The organism is Sediminibacterium goheungense, assembly GCF_004361915.1.
Classification (GTDB): Bacteria; Bacteroidota; Bacteroidia; order Chitinophagales; family Chitinophagaceae; genus Sediminibacterium; species Sediminibacterium goheungense.
Genome location: NZ_SNWP01000010.1, coordinates 670,279 through 690,000, shown reverse-complemented (window position 1 = coordinate 690,000; position 19,722 = coordinate 670,279). Strand labels below are relative to the sequence as shown.

Genomic DNA, 19,722 nt, shown 5'->3' with positions numbered 1-19,722 from the left:
GTAGTGGCGAGCGAAAAGGGAATAGCCCAAACCGGGTCGGCGTGCCGATCCGGGGTTATAGGACTGCATTTAGAAAGCATTATCAAACTGAATCATCTGGAAAGATGAGCCATAGCAGGTGATAGCCCTGTAAGTACAAATTAATGCGGACGAGCAGTATCCTGAGTAATGCGGGACCGGAGGAATCTTGCATGAAGTTGCCAGCACCATCTGGTAAGGCTAAATACTCCTCAGACACCGATAGTGAACCAGTACCGTAAGGGAAAGGTGAAAAGCACCCCGAACAGGGGAGTGAAATAGTACCTGAAACCGTGCGCCTACAAGCGGTCGGAGCTCTGCAATATGAGTGACGGCGTGCCTTTTGCATAATGAGCCTACGAGTTACTCCTAACTGGCGAGGTTAAGTTCATATTTAACGGAGCCGAAGCGAAAGCGAGTCCAAATAGGGCGATTAGTCAGTTGGGGTAGACGCGAAACTTTGTGATCTATCCATGGGCAGGTTGAAGGTTAGGTAAAACTAACTGGAGGACCGAACCCGTTGACGTTGAAAAGTCTTGGGATGACCTGTGGATAGGGGTGAAAGGCCAATCAAACTGAGAGATAGCTCGTTCTCCCCGAAATGTTTTTAGGAACAGCGTTGCATATAGAAGTTTATTAGAGGTAGAGCTACTGATTGGGCTAGGGGGCTTCACCGCCTACCAAACCCTGACAAACTCCGAATGCTAATAAATATCTGCAGCAGTGAGGCTTTGGGCGCTAAGGTCCAGGGCCGAGAGGGAAATAACCCAGATTAGCAACTAAGGTCCCTAATACGTAGTTAAGTTGATCAAACGAGGTGGGATTTCTATAACAGCCAGGATGTTGGCTTGGAAGCAGCCATTCATTTAAAGAGTGCGTAACAGCTCACTGGTCGAGAGATCCTGCACGGAAAATAATCGGGCATCAAACTACGAACCGAAGTTCTAAACCCGCCCTAGGCGGGTGGTAGGGGAGCATTGAAATCTGCACAGAAGGTGTACGGCGACGTATGCTGGAGCGATTTCAAAAGAAAATGTAGGCATAAGTAACGATAATTAAAGTGAAAAACTTTAACGCGAAAAGTCTAAGGTTTCCTGATCAACGTTAATCGGATCAGGGTTAGTCTGGTCCTTAGGAAAACCCGAAAGGGGCATCTGATGGAAAGCTGGTTAATATTCCAGCACCTGCTATGCATTAAAAGTGACGCAGGGACGTGGTGGTTGCGTACGGACGGAAGTGTACGCCTGAGTGGAGTCTTCGGACAAAGCGAAACCATAAAATCCCTGCCAAGAAAAGCGAGTATAGCAGCCAGTACCGGAATCCGACACAGGTAGACGGGATGAGTATTCTAACGCGCTCGGGTGAGCCGTGGAGAAGGAACTAGGCAAATTGACGCTGTAACTTCGGGATAAAGCGTACCAGCCGCAAGGCTGGTCACAGTAAAATGGTTCAACCAACTGTTTAACAAAAACACAGGGCCCTGCAAAAACGTAAGTTGACGTATAGAGCCTGAAACCTGCCCGGTGCTGGAAGGTTAAGGAAGGGTGTTCGGCGCAAGCCAAAGCTCCTGACTGAAGCCCCAGTAAACGGCGGCCGTAACTATAACGGTCCTAAGGTAGCGAAATTCCTTGTCGGGTAAGTTCCGACCTGCACGAATGGTCTAATGAGTTGAACACTGTCTCCTCCACGAGCCCGGTGAAATTGTAGTATCGGTGAAGATGCCGGTTACCCGCCACGGGACGGAAAGACCCCGTGAACCTTCACTACAACTTTGCATTGATTTTGAGCACCAAATGTGTAGGATAGTTGGGAGACTATGAAGCAGTGTCGCCAGGCATTGTGGAGTCATCGTTGAAATACCAACCTTTTGTTGCTTAGAACCTAACCCCTAACGGGGGACATTGCATGGTGGGTAGTTTGACTGGGGTGGTCGCCTCCTAAAAAGTAACGGAGGCTCGCAAAGGTACCCTCAGTACGGTTGGTAATCGTACGTAGAGCGCATTAGTAAAAGGGTGCTTGACTGTGAGGCAAACACGCCGAGCAGGAGCGAAAGCTGGCTAAAGTGATCCGGTGGTTCTGCATGGAAGGGCCATCGCTCAAAGGATAAAAGGTACTCCGGGGATAACAGGCTGATCTTACCCAAGAGCTCATATCGACGGTAAGGTTTGGCACCTCGATGTCGGTTCGTCACATCCTGGGGCTGGAGAAGGTCCCAAGGGTTCGGCTGTTCGCCGATTAAAGTGGCACGTGAACTGGGTTCAGAACGTCGCAAGACAGTTCGGTCCCTATCTGTGGTGGGCGCTAGTAAATTGAGTGGACATGACCTTAGTACGAGAGGACCGGGTCGTACGTACCGCTGGTGTATCTGTTGTGCCGCCAGGTGCAATGCAGAGTAGCTATGTACGGACAGGATAAACGCTGAAAGCATCTAAGCGTGAAACCTTCCACAAGATGAGTTTACTTTTAAGGGTCGTCAAAGACTATGACGTTGATAGGCTATAGGTGTAAAGCTGGTAACAGCAAAGCCAAGTAGTACTAATTGCCCGTAAGCTTTATTTTTTTTCTTGTTATCATTTCCTTCCCAATATGTAACTTATTGTCACTGGTTTATTACCATGATTTAAAATCTTATGGTGGTTTTGCCGGGGGTGTTCACCTCTTCCCATTCCGAACAGAGAAGTTAAGTCCCCCATGGCCGATGGTACTTGCGTTTTGCTGGGAGAGTAGGTAGCTGCCATATTTATTGAGCCTCATTCGTCTTGTACGAGTGAGGCTTTTTTTTTGCTGCATGAGCAAAAAAAAGGAAGCCGATGTTACTTTCCGCCTTAGGCGGATGGGAGAGTAGGAGCTGCCATACTTGTCTGCCGTAGGTAGATTTATTGAGCCTCATTCGTCTTGTACGAGTGAGGCTTTTTTTTTTTGCTGTATGAGCAAAAAAAAGGAAGCCGATGTTACTTTCCGCCTTAGGCGGATGGGAGAGTAGGTAGCTGCCATACTTGTCTGCCGTAGGTAGATTTATTGAACCTCATTCGTCTTGTACGAATTAGGTTTTTTTTTTGCTGCATGAACAAAACAGGAGGCCGATGGTACTTTCCGCCTAAGGCGGATGGGAGAATAGGTAGTTGCCATACTTGTTGAGCCTCATTCGTCTTGTACGAATGAGGCTTTTTTTTGCTGCATGAAAAACAGGAGGCCGATGGTACTTTCCGCCTAAGGCGGATGGGAGAATAGGTAGTTGCCATACTTGTCTGCCTTAGGTAGATTTATTGAGCCTCATTCGTCTTGTACGGGTGAGGTTTTTTTTGCCGTATGTCATTTGAAAACAGAGGAATAAGGAATAAGAAATAGGAAATAAGGAAATGATTTTCTGGTACTACTTTCTTATTTCCTATTTCTTATTCCTTATTTCTAATTTAACTACCTTAGTGCCGCCCCATACTGATATCCAATGACCCAGGAAAAGAAACTAAATCCTTTTCAAAAATTTCTGCGAACAGGTGTACATGCCGATACATCCTTTATTGAAACACAAAGGGTATACATGTTCAATCTGTTTATCTTAATCGGGTCTCCTTTTGCAATTTTATCACTGATTATTAACCTCATTCATGATGCTTATTTTCCTGCACTTGTTAATGTTGCACAGCTTTTTAGCTTTTGTACCGCCTTTTGGATCGCTGTAAAAGGTAAATACAAGGAACTCAGACTGGTTATACTGATTAGCCTAACTGCCTTATCCATGATCGCCTCTTATATTTATCATAATTCTGGTGAATACAGATTCTTACTGATGATTTTAGCGGCAATTATACTGTTTGATAAAGATTGGCATTACCTTATTTATGCTATGTCTACGGCATTGGTCTTCGTTTTCCTTCGCTTATCGTACACACCCGACCTTTCACAATTGCCAGTTCCGGAAATCATTGCCACTGGTTTGAAAATGTTTCTCCCATTATTACTTTTTATACTCGCATTACTGTACTTCAAAACCATTTATTTTAAGAACCTCTACCAACTGGAAAATGCCAATATGGAACTCCGGTTTGCAAAGGATCAGAAAGACAGAATACTGGGAACAGTAGCACATGATTTGAGAACTCCCATTTCTAATATTTCAGGAATCGCCAAACTGATGCAATCGGAATCGCTTTCAAAAGAAGATCAGCAGAAATTCTTTTCGATGATCGATCAGGCATCGCATAGTGCATTGATGCTCATTAATGATTTGCTGCAACATAACAATAGCACAGAGCGTAACGGAGATCAGAAAATGGTGGAATTAAATCAGCAATTAAGTGAATGGTATCCAGCATTTGAATTCAGGGCCAGAGAGAAAAGTATCAGGGTTAACATTCAATATTGCGTAGAAGAGCTGCCGGTACTCATTGATATCGACAGGATAGAAAGGGTAATGGCCAACCTGGTAACCAATGCAGTTAAATTCAGTAAAGAACAGTCTGAGATCATCATCCATACAAGTAAAGAACCTAATTACGCAGTCATCGCTGTTACTGATCATGGTATAGGAATACCGAAAGAAAAACAAGAGAATATATTCGACCTCTTTGGTCATAGCAAACGCAATGGTACCGCAGGTGAGAAGGGTTTTGGGATGGGGCTCTCTATTTGTAAACAAATTGTGGAGCAACACAAAGGAACGATTACAGTAGAGAGTGAAGAAGGAAAAGGAACAGTTTTTTATGTGAAAATTCCTTTAGCGTAATCTAATCTTTTAGATCCATCAGGCTACATCTTCACCTGTAGAAGCCATTAGTAACCTGAACCAGTCTTCCCTTTCCAGCAAAATACCCGAGGCATTTTTGGCCTGAATCAACCGTTCAATTTTGGTGGTACCAATAACAGGTATAATACCGGAAGGATGCCTGTGTAACCAGGCCAGCAGCATTTCATTCACGCCGGTTCCATATTTTTCCGCCAATTGTGTAGCAGTGCTGATAATACTTCGGAAACGCGGGTGACTGTCATCATTCAATATACCACCCCCAAGTGGGGCCCAGGCCATCGGAACAATTTGATATTGCATACAATGATCAAGCATGCCATTCGTAAACGGAGGTAAATGCAGGATAGAAATTTCCAGCTGATTATATTCAATCCTTGTATACTTCATCAGGGTTTCAACCTGGTGCGGATAAAAATTAGAGACACCGAACTGCAGAATTTTTCCCTGCTGCTTCAGCAACTCAATAGCAGTAGCTACTTCGGCAGGATCTATCAGGGGATCGGGCCGGTGAATCAATAATAAATCCAGATGATCGCTTCTGAAATTTTCAAGCGACTGTTCAACAGAACGGATGATGTGCTGTGCAGAACTATTGTATGATTTTATTTGATGAGCAGGACGGTTTTCTGTTTTCATCTGAATACCGCATTTAGTGATGATGCGCAGATGTGCACGCAGAGAAGGCTTTTCCTGTAAAGCTGCACCAAATTCTGCCTCAGTAGTATAATCACCGTAGATATCAGCATGGTCAAATGCTGTGATGCCATTTTCCAGACAGGCTTCAATCATCCGAAGATATTCAGTCGTAGAAAAACCTGCACCCCATCTTCCCCAGCGCATGCAACCTGCAATAGGTGTTTTAATAACAGATGCTGTATTCATGCCTCCAAATTAAAGAAAGGAAGAGAAATGTTCATCAATAAACATAAAAAACCCCGACGAGTCAGACTGTCGGGGTTGAAGATTTTGTAGTTGTAGTAGATTAATACCTGTTGTATCCACCACCGCCGCCGCCGTTACCACGGTCGCGGTTGTACCCGCCACCGCCACCACGGTTGCCACCACCACCAAATCCGCCACGGCCACCGCCGCCGCCAAAGCTCTTCTTTTTGAAGCCGCCTCTTTCACCTTCAGGGCGTGGGGTAGATTCGTTTACTACAATTTTACGACCCAGCACTTCTGTATCGTGCAGGGCGCTGATTGCAGTACGGGCTGCCTCATCATCAGACATTTCAACAAAACCGAAACCTTTGCTGCGGTCGTTATTAAATTTGTCGGTAACAATTTTGGCGCTCGTTACTTCACCATAGGGAGTAAACAGGTTCTGCAGATCGTCACTGGTCATGTTCCAGTTCAGATTTCCAACGTAAATGTTCATGTTCTTTTTAAAAATTAAGTGATCAAAAACCAATGAGAAACCAGTAACCAAAAATCCTGAAACATTTACGTAAAAACGTTCTGAGATATGGAAGACCTATCATTGGACTACCGAAGATAGGGAATTTGCGGAATTGACAAGTTTTTTTCGTAACTGACCCGGTTTGGGCTAAAATGGGGCAGAAATACCGAAAAACCGGTATAAAAAACCCCGACGATACTGTCGGGGTTGGGAAAATTAGTTTTCAGGAGAATTATTCACCTACCACTTCAAAATCTACTTCTGTAACATGACCGTTACCAAAGTCGATAGAAGCTTTGTAAGCGCCTAGTTCTTTTACCTCGTCAACGATGCTGATGCGCTTGCGGTCGATCTCGTAACCTTTCTGGTCACGGATAGCACGTGCTATCTGCAGTGAAGTGATGGTACCGAAGATTTTACCACTGGTACCTGTTTTGGCACCCAGTTTTACAGGAGAAGCTTTCAGCACTTCGATCACTTTATTGATCTCAGCCAGCATAGCAGCTTCTTTTTTAGCCTGTACTTTGAGACGCTCTTCCAATTGTTTGAGATTAGAAGGGTTTGCTTCTACAGCAAATTTCTGCGGGATCAGAAAGTTTCTGGCATAACCATTTTTTACGGTTACCAGTTCATTACGACCACCCAGATTGTCTACGTCCTGAATTAAAATTACTTGCATGATTGTTTTTTTAGTTCCCAAGAGCCCAGTCTTGCCTGAGGCTAGACTGTCTCTCGCCTTAGGCGAGGTTAGGGAAGGTGACTAATTGGATATAATTCAAAAATCAAAAGTCAACAATCAAAAGAAAAAGAGTTTTTGACTTTTGATTGTTGACTTTTTACTTTATTTCAACAAATCCGTTACATAAGGCAACAGCGCCATCTGGCGTGCTTTCTTAACTGCATCAGATACTTTACGTTGATATTTCAGTGAGTTACCACTCAAACGGCGAGGTAATAATTTACCCTGCTCGTTGATGAATTTTTTCAGGAACTCAATGTCTTTATAATCAACGTATTTAATGCCATACTTTTTGAAGCGACAGAATTTTTTCTTTGGCTTCTCCTGTTTGATAGCGGTCAGGTATTTGATCTCATTCTTTGCCATGATTAACCCTCCGTTTTTTCAGTTACAGCAAATCCGCCATTTCTTTTCTTGTAGTTGTACTCGACGGCGTATTTATCGAGTTTGGTAACCATGTGACGCATTACCTGCTCGTCACGTAACAGCTGAATCTTCAATTTTTCATTAAGATCAGTAGGAGCGCTGTACTCCAGAATCCAGTAAATACCAGTTGTTTTTTTCTGGATAGGGTAAGCCAGTGATTTCAGTCCCCATGGGTTGCTGAATACGGTAGATCCACCATTTTCTTTGATGAAATCTTCGTACTTCTTCTGAGAAGCTTTAAAATCTTCTTCAGACAGTACCGGAGTGAAAATCACCATCAATTCGTAATTACTCATTACCTGAATTTTTAGGTTTTAAAATTGGTTTTTCCCAGTGGATCTCGCCAAAGGCGAGAAATCTGCCAATAACAGATTTGGGGCTGCAAAGGTAAGGGATTCCGGGGAAATATGGAAAGGAAAAGTGGTAAGACCGGAAGACCGGAAGACCGGAAGACCGGAAGACCGGAAGACCGGAAGACCGGAAGACCGGAAGACCGGAAGACCGGAAGACCGGAAGACCGGAAGACCGGAAGACCGGAAGACCGGAAGACCGGAAGTAGGGTTCGTCTATAAAGATACAATATTTCTTTCGGACTTTCCGACTTCCGGTCTTCCGGACTCATTGATAATCAATGCTATTTCTCAAAAAGACCATATAAACCGGGAAATGATCACTATAGCCTCCCCGGTACCGGTTACCATCCCAGGTACGCATGGGGTAGCCTTTGTACCTGCCGGTATATTCGGTTAAGTACGAAGGATTGAAAATATGTTCTCTGAAAAAGTAAAACCCAGGTCGGAATCTGTCCAGCCAGCTTTTTGAAAGCATAATCTGGTCAAATAATCCCCAGCGGTCCCGATGCGCCAATGTGCCTACCCCTTTTTTCAGCAGGTTCTCCCAGGGATTAAATAGGTCGCCCTGTTGCAGGGCATTCCTGTTGCCCTTACTTCTTAACCCTACACGAATACTGATGTCGGAAGGATCATCATTCATATCCCCCATCACCAGTATTCTGGAATCCGGCTCATTAACAAGAACCGAGTCAATATGTTTCCTGCACACAGCGGCGGCGGCCATACGGGCGGGGTCGCTTCTTTCCTGACCACCCCTTCTGCTGGGCCAGTGATTTACATATACATGAACCGTATCGTCATACAATAAACCTTTACAGTATAAAATATCTCTGGTGAAAGAATACTCTTTACTGTTACCAGGTAAGGAAACAAATAATTTCTGCGCATCCAACGGAAAAAAATAAACAGGATTATAGAGTAGCGCAACATCCACACCCCTGATGTCTTTAGATGAAGCATGCACGATATGATAATTTCTTTTTTGTAATAAAGGATGTTGAGTTAAAAATTGAAGAACAGTATCGTTTTCAATTTCTGCAACCCCCAACAAACTCAAACCCTGATCTGAATAATCGGTGCCGATTTCACTGATCACTTTCGATAACTTATTCAGTTTGTCTCTGAAAATAGCAGTACCATATCTCTTCACACCCTTGGGTGTAAAATCATCGTCATTCACCAAAGGGTTGTCGATGGTATCGTATAAATTCTCCAGATTATAAAAACCAATCACAGTCAGCTGATATCTCTTTACCTGTGACAAAGCGCACAACGCAAGTTGTAATACGACTAAGATGCATAGAATCTTTTTCATGCTAAAAAATTGAAAAATGATTACGCTAAATACAGATTTTATTGACCGTATTTCCCGCAAAAATGATTGATGGTAGTATGATTTTCTACTGTGGTTTTTATTTTGAGCGAAACATGTTTATGCGATATTTTATCATTTTATCTGTTACCGGTTTTATTTTTCCGGGATTACGGGCAGCCCCTGTCATAACGGATACCATTCCTTCTGCATACGATAGCAGTCTGATACAATTATTACTTAGTCAGGAATCAGCAGAATCCAATGCAATACTGATGAATGAAATGGATGGAACAACAACTGCTGTAACCTTCTCTCCACTATATGGAGAGAAAGATGTGTTCTTACAAATGGCAGCTTTTCAGTTTAGTGCCATGCGTTACCGTTACAGAGGATATGACGCTGCTTTATCTGGTGCTATGATAAACGGGTTGGTATTCAATGATCTGCAAAGAGGTAATCCTGCATGGGCATTGTGGAGCGGACAAACACAATGGATGCGGAACAATATTGATTTTACAGCTAATCGCTTTCAGGATAACTGGCTTGGTAATATAGGTATTACCAGTAGTACCGATATGCGGGTAGCTGCTCAACGAAAACAATTACAGTGGGGCTATGGTATTTCAAACCGAACCTATACACAACGTTATCATTTTTCATATGCTGCAGAAACAAACCGGCATGGCATCTCATGGGCCATCGCAGCCAATATGCGGATGGCTGCAGAAGGATACCAAACAGCTTGTGAATACCAATCAGCTGCCTATTATATCGGTATCGACAAACAGTTTCAAAAAGCAGGACTTTTATCTTTTATTCTTTTTGGATCACCACAGCTATATGGAAAACAGGCTGCCGTCACAGCTCCGGTCACTGCATTGTTGGGTATAAACTATAATCCTAACTGGGGGTATCAGGGAACTATGAAAAGAAATGCAGCCATAGGTAGTCAGCATATGCCTGTTGCTATTTTATCTTTTGAATGGAATCCCGATAATGCATCAGCATGGATAACAAGTTTGGGTTTTGTAGGTGGTAAAAGGGGTGATACCGGTTTAGACTGGTACAATGCAGCCGATCCCCGTCCGGATTATTATCGGTACCAGCCTGCATATCAAACAGACAGTATTTTACAATGGCAGGTAACAGATGCATTATTGGGAGATAAGAACCAGCAACAGGTGAACTGGCAGCAGTTATACCATATCAATAAAAATGCATGGGAAACCATCCATGGTATCAATGGTACAAATGAATCTGAAACTGGAAACAGGGCACATTATTTACTTGAGCAAAGAATGATAGAAACAAGACGATGGTTGCTGAGTAGTCATTATCGTGCAAGGATCAATACACAGTTGCATATTGCAACAGGCTTTCATTTCAGTTACCAGCGCAACCGTCATTATAAAACGGTGTATGATTTGCTCGGAGCAGATTTTCATGTAAACTGGAATCAGTTTGCGGAAAATGATTTTCCATCAGACCAGCAAGCCATTCAATTTGATATTGAAACACCCAATCGTATTCTTCGTAAAGGAGATCGGTATGGTTATGATTATCTGGCAACTATTGTAAACTCCGATTGCTGGGTTCAGGCTGAGTATGTAACAAAGCGTATAGATTATCTTCTTGGCTTCCGCTTTTCAAAAACAACCTATAACCGAACCGGCTTTATCAGGAATGGACTTTTTCCTCTCGATTCAAAGGGCAGAAGTATCACACAACATTTTTTAAATCCATTACTAAAAGCTGGCTTTACTTATAAATTCCATCACAAACATATGTTGCTTGCTTTATTTCAGTTGCAAAGCAGGGCACCCTTTTTTGATGATGTATATATCGCTCCCCGTATGCGTAATACCATACAGGAAAATCCGCTTAGCGAAAAAATGATTCATGTAGAAGCGTCTTATCGTTTGATGCTGAACAAAGTAAAAGCAAGGATAAGTACCTATTATACCAGAACACGTGACGGCATGAATGTTCTTACCTTTTACCATGATGGCTACCGGAACTTTGTAAACTATGCGATAAGACATATCAACAGACAATTTGCGGGAGTAGAAGCAGCTGTTTTATGGGAGCCGGGTGAGAGATGGGAGTTGACCCTCTCTTTAGCAAAGGAGATGCATATATATACCAGCCGGCAAGCTGTAAGGGTAAGTCTCGATAACAATGATGCTTTACTTGATCGGATGGAAGTATACAGTAAGGGTTTTCGAATCGGCGGTTCACCGCAACAAGTCGCAGGAACAGGTATACGTTATCGTACTCCGAATGGTTTCTTTATTCAGCTGAATGCAGTTTTATTTGATGATCTGTGGATTGATATCAACCCGTTACGCCGAACCTATGAAGCCCTGGAAGGTGTACCCAGGGGAAGTGAACAATGGTATAAAATCATCGGTCAGACAAAGCTCCCTTCTGTTGTATTGACGAATATGTTTCTGGGAAAAGGATTTTCCATCAGAAACGTATACAATAAAAAGCCACTTCGTTTTTTTTGTTCAGCAGCTGTGAATAACCTCACCAACCAGACAAATATTATTACGGGTGGGTATGAGCAGCTTCGTTTTGATCAGGAGACAAAAGACCCAGATCGCTTTCCACCCAAATTATTTTATGGATATGGTTTGAATTATACACTATCTCTTTCCATCAGTTTTTAAATCATAGCATATGAAAATCAAATATTGTTTTTATATATTACTCTCTCTGCCGCTACTTACCGGTTTAACCAATTGTCAGAAACCAATCGATGAACCACCCGAATATACAGGCCCCAGAATCACTGCCAATACAAGTATCGCTGCACTTAAACAATTGCACTTGCTTAATAATTATGAGAAAATAATGGATGAGTTGATTATTGAAGGGATTGTAGTAGCGAACGATCTTACAGATAATTTCTATAAATCAATCGTAATACAGGATAGTACAGCTGGTATTACCCTGCGTTTAGATGGATACGCGTTGTTTAATGTATACCCGGTAGGAAGAAAAATATTTGTAAAGCTGAAAGGATTGTGGATGGGCGACTATGCCGGTATGATTCAGCTGGGAGCAGGTGTGGACCGTTCAGATCCGCTATCGCCACAACTACTCTCTATTCCGCAGCCATTGTTTGAAAGAGTGATTGTAAAGGGACCTGTGAAACAGTTGATAACATCGAAAAGAGTAACCATACAGGAACTCGCCGATACTTTACAAAGTATGCTGATTACATTAACCCAGGTTGAATTTGCTGCATCAGATACAGGCAAGCCTTACGCAGATGCGATTAATAAACAGGCAGTAAGCCATACACTCAGAACCTGCGGTACAGGAACTGTATACCTCCGGACAGGAGGTTTTGCCCGTTTTGCATCGGCACTAACAGAAAGAGGCCATGGTGAAATAACAGGTATCTACAGCATCTTCCGTACACAAAAGCAATTGTTACTGAGAGATACCAGTGATGTACACCTGGATGGACTCCGGTGTACACAGGCAGGCCCTAAACAAATGTTCAGTGAGAATTTTTCCGGTCAGCAGACGGATAGTATACTGCAGATAAAAGATGGTAGAAATATTACTGAAACCGGAGATCGTTATTTTATGGCGCGAACAGCTTCAGGCAATACTTATGCAGAAATTACGGCTTTTGCTACCAGAGAACAATCGGTTATCAACTGGTTGATTTTACCACGAATTGACCTCGATTTTTCTTCAAATGAAATATTACGTTTTCAAACTAAGGACGGGTTTGATAACGGCGCTGTATTACAGGTATTGTATTCCACCAATTATGATGGCGGAGATGCACCGTGGAAAGCACGATGGAACAAACTGGATGCTGTGATTGCCAAAGGATCAATTTCGGGTTATGCGAAAGACTGGATAAATTCAGGTGATATCAGCCTGCATAGTATTAGGGGAAAAGTATTTATTGCTTTTCGTTATGAAGGAAATGATCCACCTGCACAAATAGGTAAACTCACAACAACTTTTAGAATTGATAATATTCAGGTATTCGGTAATTAAAAAGCCCCGGATATCCGGGGCTTTTTATTAAAAGCTCATACAGCTATTATTTAATCTTAATCAGTTGTATCACTTTTCTTTCCTTACCCTGTGTAAGTTCCGCATAGTAAGCGCCAGGGTAAAGAAGATGTCCTACCTGAACTGTACTATTGGCATTCAGGTTATTCCTGCTTTCCACTGGCTGACCAGCAGCATTGATGATCCTCAATTGTACCGGTGCCGGTGATTTTGCGGAGATTTTCAACGTGAAATAGGTTCGGCTTGGGTTAGGCATTACAACCACATGCAGTGCATTTTTATTTTCACTGACAGGTGATTCCTCTGTCATGATTTTACTGCTTGCAGTTGCCGGCACATCGCTGGAAGCAACCGTATTCAATGTACAACTGTTATTGTTCCAGATGATCGTACCACCTTTACTTTCTACCTGTTCAGCTATAAATAAGCCTGTCATATGGATCGCCTGATTTGGCGTGTTCCATTTTCCATTGCCTTTGTTTTCAGCGCTTACTTTTAGTTTTCCATTCGGCATATATACATTGGCGGTTACACTTACATCTTCACCTTTTACCTGGAACTTTTCATCATCGCATTTGGTATCACCCATATAGAAAGTAACCTTATGGTTCTCAGGATTTACCTGAACGCGATCGCCAATGCTTACTTTTTTGCTTACTCTTACCTGTGTATTTCCGGCGAATCTTACATTGCTGTAAATTGTTTTACCACCTTCTTCTACAATCAGCTCTTCAACGCTAATAATGGCTGCAGTAAAGCGTATTTGAGCACCTTTTTCAGCCTTAATAGAACCGAAAGTATTACCATTCAGGGTTACAGTTGCATTTTCCTTGATGGTAACATTATTATAGTTGCCATTTAAAGTAGTGGTTGTATTTTTCTGAACACTGATATTGGGAAGGTTACGGGTATTGCTGGTATTGTAGAACATGGTTGGCAGACTAACCGTAGCTGAACCATAAAATCTGTTAGGTATAACGATGCCAGAACCATCCAGTTTAATGAATGGAGCTTTTACAAAAGCACCTGGAGCCGCAACCGAACTGTTCTTTTTAAATGAAGCTTCTCCACGGCGGTTCATAACACCTACGCTACCACTGTTTACTTTATTTGACTCTCCCAGTTCTACTTCTTCGTATGCCAGAATGGTATAACTGTTTACCAGATTTTGTTTCTGGAAAGTATACGAAACACTATTGTTGCTGGTACAGCCTGCATCATTGGAAATAACGAGTGAATAAACTCCGTCTGCATTTGTCAGGCCCAGGTTTAGCTGATTACCCGTACCTATAACCGTATTATTGAAATACCACTGATAAGTATAATTACCTGTGTTACCTGATAATACAAATTGGTTGCAGAATGCATCAGGTTGTGTTGTTGTAATGGATGCTGTTGGAGGAGCTGTAATCGTTACTGTGAAATTACAGGTGTTTGTATTGCCATTGATATCTGTAACGGTAATCAGCACATTTGATACACCATTGTTGAAAATACCACTGATATTTCCATCACTTCCTGTGCGGCTTGTAGCACCGGAAATAACATATTGAATAGAAGCTACCCCACAATTATCTGAAATGCCCATTACAGGAATATTATATTGGTTGTTTGCAGCCTGACAGAATGAAAGATTACCTGCACAAGCAATCTGTGGTGCCTGGTTATCTGTAACGATAATCGCTTGCAGGGCTGTTTTTAAGTTTCCATTCACATCCATGGCTGTCCACGTAATAGTAGTAGTTCCAACAGGGAATGCATCTGTTAATGATAAACCATCGTTTCGTACACCCGTAACGGTAGCAATACCACAATTATCGGTTGCCTGAGGTGTTGCGATTGTAATCAGCGCATCACATCTGCCGGTTTGCGCAGTAACAGTAAGCGTATTTACCGTAATGGTTGGTAGCTGATTGTCAATTACAACTACTTCCTGTTTTGCAGTATCGGTAACATTGCCATGAATATCTGTTGCTGTCCATGTAACAATGGTAGTGCCGATCGGGAATACAGCAGGTGCATTATTGGTTACGGATGCAATGCCACAATTATCAGCTACAACAGGCGTTCCGAGCGAAGCAATAGTAGCATGACAAACACCATTGTCATTCACTACGCTAACCATGGCAGGCGCCTGAATAGAAGGAGCCTGATTATCTGTTACAGTAATCAACTGCTCTTTTGTACTGGTATTACCATAACTATCAGTAGCCGTCCAGGTAACTTTTGTTACACCTACCGGGAAACTGGCAGGGGCATTGCTGGATATAGAAACGATATTGTTAAAGCCCGATACAGATGGCGTAGGTATTACGGTTGTAGTAGAACATGCCGCAGAATCTGTCAGGAATCCAAGGTCTGTAACGGTGATACTGGGCTTGCTGAAATAGCGCCAGTCATATTTGGTGATAATCGGGAAGTGATCAGAAGTGGTACTCGCATATCCATTAATCAATGTCAGTACATCTCTGAATACTTTCGCTGAGTTCTGAACATATGCAATACTCATTTCACTCGATGTGATCACATGGTCAATCATATCAGGGAATGAAGCGGTAGAGCTATTTCCAGTTAAGCTGAGCGGCAAAGTAATAGGGGTATAGTTCGCTGCATCGTTCAGGAATGAGCTGTAAGAACTCGCTGTAACTGGCGCCATTTCGGTTGTGATGGTTTTATCGAAATCATCATTCATGTCTCCAAGAATGATGATACGGCTGTTAGGGAACGCAGCATCTAATGAATCTTTTAATTCGATTGCTCCGGCCTTTCTTCTCTCATAGCTTTCAATTTTATCAGCCGTATTGCCTGTATTGGCTTTGGCATGAATTACAATAAAGTCAACTACACTGGTTGCGCCGTTAAGCGAAATTTCTGCCTGCATCAGGAATGGGAATCGGCCACTGGCCCAGCTGTTAAAGGCATTGCCAGTACTGTTTTTCAGTATGGCTCTGCTACTTAATTTTTTAACCACATCTTTATTATAAATAAAGCCCATTTTTTGAGCGCCAGCATAATCCGGATCATTTACATCATCTGCATAAGAACCATAGGTATTTACCACATAACCATAATTGCCCGGTAATGCTTCAGCTACCGCTTTGAAACGTAAAGTGTCAACAATTTCAACAAGTGCATACACATCTGCTTTCAGCGTATTCAATACCGTCTGAACGTTTTGTTGCTGAAGATCCTTGTTAGTAGGGCCAAGTCCGGAAGCGGTACTTCCAAACCATTCCAGGTTCCAGTTTACCACTTTCAGCGTTCTCAGTGAAGTACCAGTGAAGCTCATGCCGTTTATGGTAGTATTGATATCTGTAATCACAGCACTTAACTGACCTGTGTAATTTTGGTCTGCGGCTGTTGGACTAAAGCGTGCATAAATGGTTTTACGGGCGTTGGCATCTGCTCCTGTAAGCGTTATTGAAGAAGTAAAGCTGTTGCCATCCAAACTGATTTCAAAACCTGCAGGCGCTGTAATGGCAAAAGCTGTTGTTATATTATACCCCTGAACAGAAAACGTTCTGTTGGCAGACACCTGTCCGTTGGCGACATAATCAAAATCAATATTACCGCCACGAATATCAACACCTGGAGCTGCAGGAACAGCGGAGTTGGTGATGTTAAAATCATCCAGTGTCCATCTGGCTGCATTTAATGTAGGCGATGATGTATATACAAATGCTACATGTACATTCTCATCTTTGAATGCACCTAGGTCTATTTGATTACTGGTGGTCCATACATCTGATTCTGCTTCCGCAAAACGTCCATCTATTTCTGTCCATTGAGCCAGAGTGGGGTCACCTGTACCGCTATAGTTGGTTGATACCATCAGTTTCAGCGAAGGTCCTGCAAAACGAACCCTTGAAGCAAAACTCAGCAATGGATAATTGAAACCAGATAAATCAAAGGCAGGAGAAATAAGCCAGTCTTCATTTGTCTGAGCGCCGCTCACAAAACCATTGATCTGAACACCGTTGCCTGTTTGTCCAAATGTGGTACAGCCCCATACCTGTGCACCGGTAACACTGTACTGTGTAAAACCTCCAGGTAATGCATTGATACAATCATTAAAATTAAAGCTGGTAGGAGGGGCGCCTGTACTAAAGTTCCAAATGCCGGGTGCTATACCTGCGAATGAATTACCACCCAGATCTACCAGTGCACCGGCATCGATGGTAATATAGTATGATTTAAATGAAGATAGATTGGTATTCAGACTTAAGGTTTCTCCTGCAATGGTAACTGCCGGATCATTGATGTTGAATGTCTGACTTGTTCCATTAGTCACGTTGTATAAGCTGATATTTCCGGTTCCCGGAACAATGGTTTCCGTAAAGGTTACCGATAAAGCACCTGCAGGTGTAATGCCTGTAGTACCTGGTGCAGGGCTGTAACTACTGATTGCCGGAGCGGTAACATCACCTGGTGTATATCCTCTTACCACCAGGTTATCGATACTGATTTTTGGTCTGGAGCCTGTTGTGCCTCCAGTGCCATTATAATAATAGAAACGTAGCCTTGCATTGGGATTATTACTGAAGCTGGACGGTAATGCAATACCAGATATGGCGCCACTCGTGGGGGCATTATTGGTGACGTTCAAAACAGCGGCTGCTGTGATTTCTGTAAAGTTAATACCGTCAATACTACCGTATACACGTAAGGAAGCATTTCTGTCACCAGTGCTGTTGTTTACAGAAGCCCAGTTGAAACCCATGGTTCCGGCATTCACACCGGTGAAATCGAGTAAAAGATCAACAGCAACAGAACTGGTATTATCTGTACCGCCGGTTGCCAGTAAAACAAGGCTGCCTGTACTGCCGCGTTGTACACCACCGGTAGATCCTGAACTAAAGCTGGTGCTGGCAGTTGTAATCCTTACACCATTCGGAATATTGCCTGTTGCATTTACAGCTACGGGACCAAAATTAATGGCACCATTACCTGAACTGAAACCATTGGACCAGTTTGCAATATTGTCAAAATTTTGTGAGTAGGCAAGCGCATTTTGTTGCGCCATAATAACGGGTTGCGCTGACGTTATAAAAGATTGTTGTGGACCATATGCTGTTCCACCCGCATTGGTTACAAAAGCTTTTATATAATAAACAGTATTGGCTGATAATCCATTTAATACAACACTGAATGTATTACTGCTCAGGTTATTGGCAGTAACAGTAATACCGGTTCCATTGGCAAAATTATTTGTGGTACTATACTCAAACCCATAAGAGGAAGCACCCGAACAACCAGCATTGGTAATATCACCAGTTAGTGTTGCTGATGAAGAGCCAATATTGCTGATAAGCTGTGTGTTTACAGAAGCGGTGCTGTTTACGCCATTACCATTTACAGCATAAGAAAGCGCTGCTCCACCACCTGAAATAGTAAGGCTGTTTTGATAGGACTGTACTAGAGTGGGGGCAAAACGAACATACACAGTTGTGGTACCCAATGTGGTACCTGTATATCCCAACTGGATACTGCTGCTATACGTACCATTCGCAGATGTGGACACTGTAAAACCGGTTGGTGCTGAAATGATTACTGGGCCTGCTTCCAGGTCTGTTCCATTGATGGTAAATGAACCCGAACCATTCGTGTTGATACAAATATTGCCAAAGTCAAAAGAAGCCGGATTCACAAATAATAATGGATTGCCGGGAACTTCTCTAGTTACATTAATTGTATAAGTCGAAGTAGTGATGCCATCACGTGCTGTTACAGTAACAGATATAGCATTTGAACCGGTATTTAAGCTGATTAACTGCGAAGCATTACCATTTGAAACGGGTATATTATTTACGGTTACCGTAGCCAGTGCATCGGTTGCCGTAGGTGTAATACTGATACTGCTCACTGCTGCAGCAACTGTGCTGTTATAAGAAAAATTACTGCTGGTAAATGCAGGTGATAAAGCGCCGGCACTCAATGTTAGGGCCGATAAACTTGATATATTGGTGGGTACCGTTGCATTTACACTCAATGTGAGGTCATCAATCCGCCAGTTGGTGGTGTTGGCATTAGCAGTTCCCGTACCATTATACCCGTATATACGGAATGTAACAGCTAAAGGCGAACTCAGGCTGAGGCCGGTATGACTTTTTAAGCTCCAGCTACTATTGTTGGAAATGGTGCCTGTAACAATATCACTTGTGTAATTATCAATGCTGGATCTGATTGCATAAGCCTGCGGAGCAGTGCTTGTACTACGGGTACCGAAACTGATACCGGTAAGATTGAATGCGTATCCGCCAGCCGGGGTAAGTGTGAACTCGAAATAGGCACTGCCATTGGCAGCTGTGTTCAGCGTGCCAACCCTGGCGGCGGCACCTGCGTTGCCTCCGGCTGAAAAACCGGTATAGCTACTGGAAGCTGAAGTAGTGGTTATAAGATCGTTGGTGGTACCGTTGTTATTGCCCCTGCTGAGATCAGAAGCGGTAATATTAAGGGTAGCAGCCGATGGACTGGCTGTGGTGAAGTTCCATCCAATGGTTTGTGCCTGTGTAATCATAGAAAGCATGATCAGGCAAAACACACCGATAAAACGGGTGGCGTACAGTTTTCTCATGGATTTGAGTTTGTTTTGGATAACAAATGTAGCACTCCACCTGAAATGACATTTTTTCCAGCAGATATTTAATCATTAAATTTTGCTTACGTGGATAACTTGTCAAC

The 19,722-nt window shown here is 42.8% G+C and carries 10 protein-coding genes and 2 rRNA genes (1 of these 12 only partly in view); 5 read left to right on the top strand and 7 right to left on the bottom strand.

The features are described 5' to 3' along the window. The 3 genes from BC659_RS02965 to BC659_RS02955 form a co-directional block, all read left to right on the top strand. Positions 1 to 2,577 (top strand): 23S ribosomal RNA (locus tag BC659_RS02965); it begins 231 nt to the left of the window's first position. A gap of 70 nt (positions 2,578 to 2,647) precedes the next feature. Beyond that, a 5S ribosomal RNA gene (rrf, locus tag BC659_RS02960) occupies positions 2,648 to 2,758 on the top strand. A gap of 708 nt (positions 2,759 to 3,466) precedes the next feature. Beyond that, positions 3,467 to 4,744 carry a sensor histidine kinase gene (locus BC659_RS02955; RefSeq protein WP_133473159.1) on the top strand — a complete coding sequence of 426 codons (1,278 nt, stop codon included), beginning with the start codon at positions 3,467 to 3,469 and terminating at the stop codon, positions 4,742 to 4,744. 18 nt (positions 4,745 to 4,762) lie between these two features. Here BC659_RS02955 and BC659_RS02950 read toward each other — a convergent pair whose 3' ends face one another. From BC659_RS02950 to BC659_RS02925, 6 genes are all read right to left on the bottom strand, one after another. Further along, positions 4,763 to 5,647: an aldo/keto reductase gene (locus BC659_RS02950; protein WP_133473157.1), complete on the bottom strand. Its 885-nt coding sequence runs from the start codon at positions 5,645 to 5,647 to the stop codon at positions 4,763 to 4,765. Positions 5,648 to 5,747: 100 nt separating this feature from the next. After that, a complete protein-coding gene (locus BC659_RS02945) occupies positions 5,748 to 6,143 on the bottom strand; it encodes an RNA recognition motif domain-containing protein (RefSeq protein ID WP_133473155.1) in 396 nt (131 codons plus the stop codon). Positions 6,144 to 6,396: 253 nt separating this feature from the next. Continuing rightward, positions 6,397 to 6,843: a 50S ribosomal protein L9 gene (rplI, locus tag BC659_RS02940; RefSeq protein ID WP_133473153.1), complete on the bottom strand. Its 447-nt coding sequence runs from the start codon at positions 6,841 to 6,843 to the stop codon at positions 6,397 to 6,399. 162 nt (positions 6,844 to 7,005) lie between these two features. Beyond that, positions 7,006 to 7,269, bottom strand: coding sequence for a 30S ribosomal protein S18 (rpsR, locus tag BC659_RS02935; RefSeq protein ID WP_133473151.1), 264 nt, complete (start codon positions 7,267 to 7,269; stop codon positions 7,006 to 7,008). A 2-nt stretch (positions 7,270 to 7,271) separates the two neighbouring features. After that, a complete protein-coding gene (gene rpsF / locus BC659_RS02930; protein WP_133473149.1) occupies positions 7,272 to 7,625 on the bottom strand; it encodes a 30S ribosomal protein S6 in 354 nt (117 codons plus the stop codon). A 322-nt stretch (positions 7,626 to 7,947) separates the two neighbouring features. Continuing rightward, positions 7,948 to 8,997 (bottom strand): endonuclease/exonuclease/phosphatase family protein, encoded by a 1,050-nt coding sequence (locus tag BC659_RS02925; RefSeq protein WP_133473146.1) that lies wholly within the window; start codon positions 8,995 to 8,997, stop codon positions 7,948 to 7,950. Between the two features lie 119 nt (positions 8,998 to 9,116). On the opposite strand from BC659_RS02925, the gene BC659_RS02920 reads away from it, so the two are divergent. Further along, entirely contained in the window at positions 9,117 to 11,669 is a 2,553-nt protein-coding gene (locus BC659_RS02920; RefSeq protein WP_133473144.1) for a TonB-dependent receptor, read from the top strand. A gap of 10 nt (positions 11,670 to 11,679) precedes the next feature. After that, positions 11,680 to 13,023: a DUF5689 domain-containing protein gene (locus tag BC659_RS02915; RefSeq protein ID WP_133473142.1), complete on the top strand. Its 1,344-nt coding sequence runs from the start codon at positions 11,680 to 11,682 to the stop codon at positions 13,021 to 13,023. A gap of 46 nt (positions 13,024 to 13,069) precedes the next feature. Here BC659_RS02915 and BC659_RS02910 read toward each other — a convergent pair whose 3' ends face one another. Then, the gene (locus BC659_RS02910) at positions 13,070 to 19,615 is read right to left on the bottom strand and encodes a cadherin-like beta sandwich domain-containing protein (RefSeq protein ID WP_133473140.1); all 6,546 of its coding nucleotides are present in this window, start codon (positions 19,613 to 19,615) and stop codon (positions 13,070 to 13,072) included. Positions 19,616 to 19,722 lie beyond the last annotated feature (107 nt).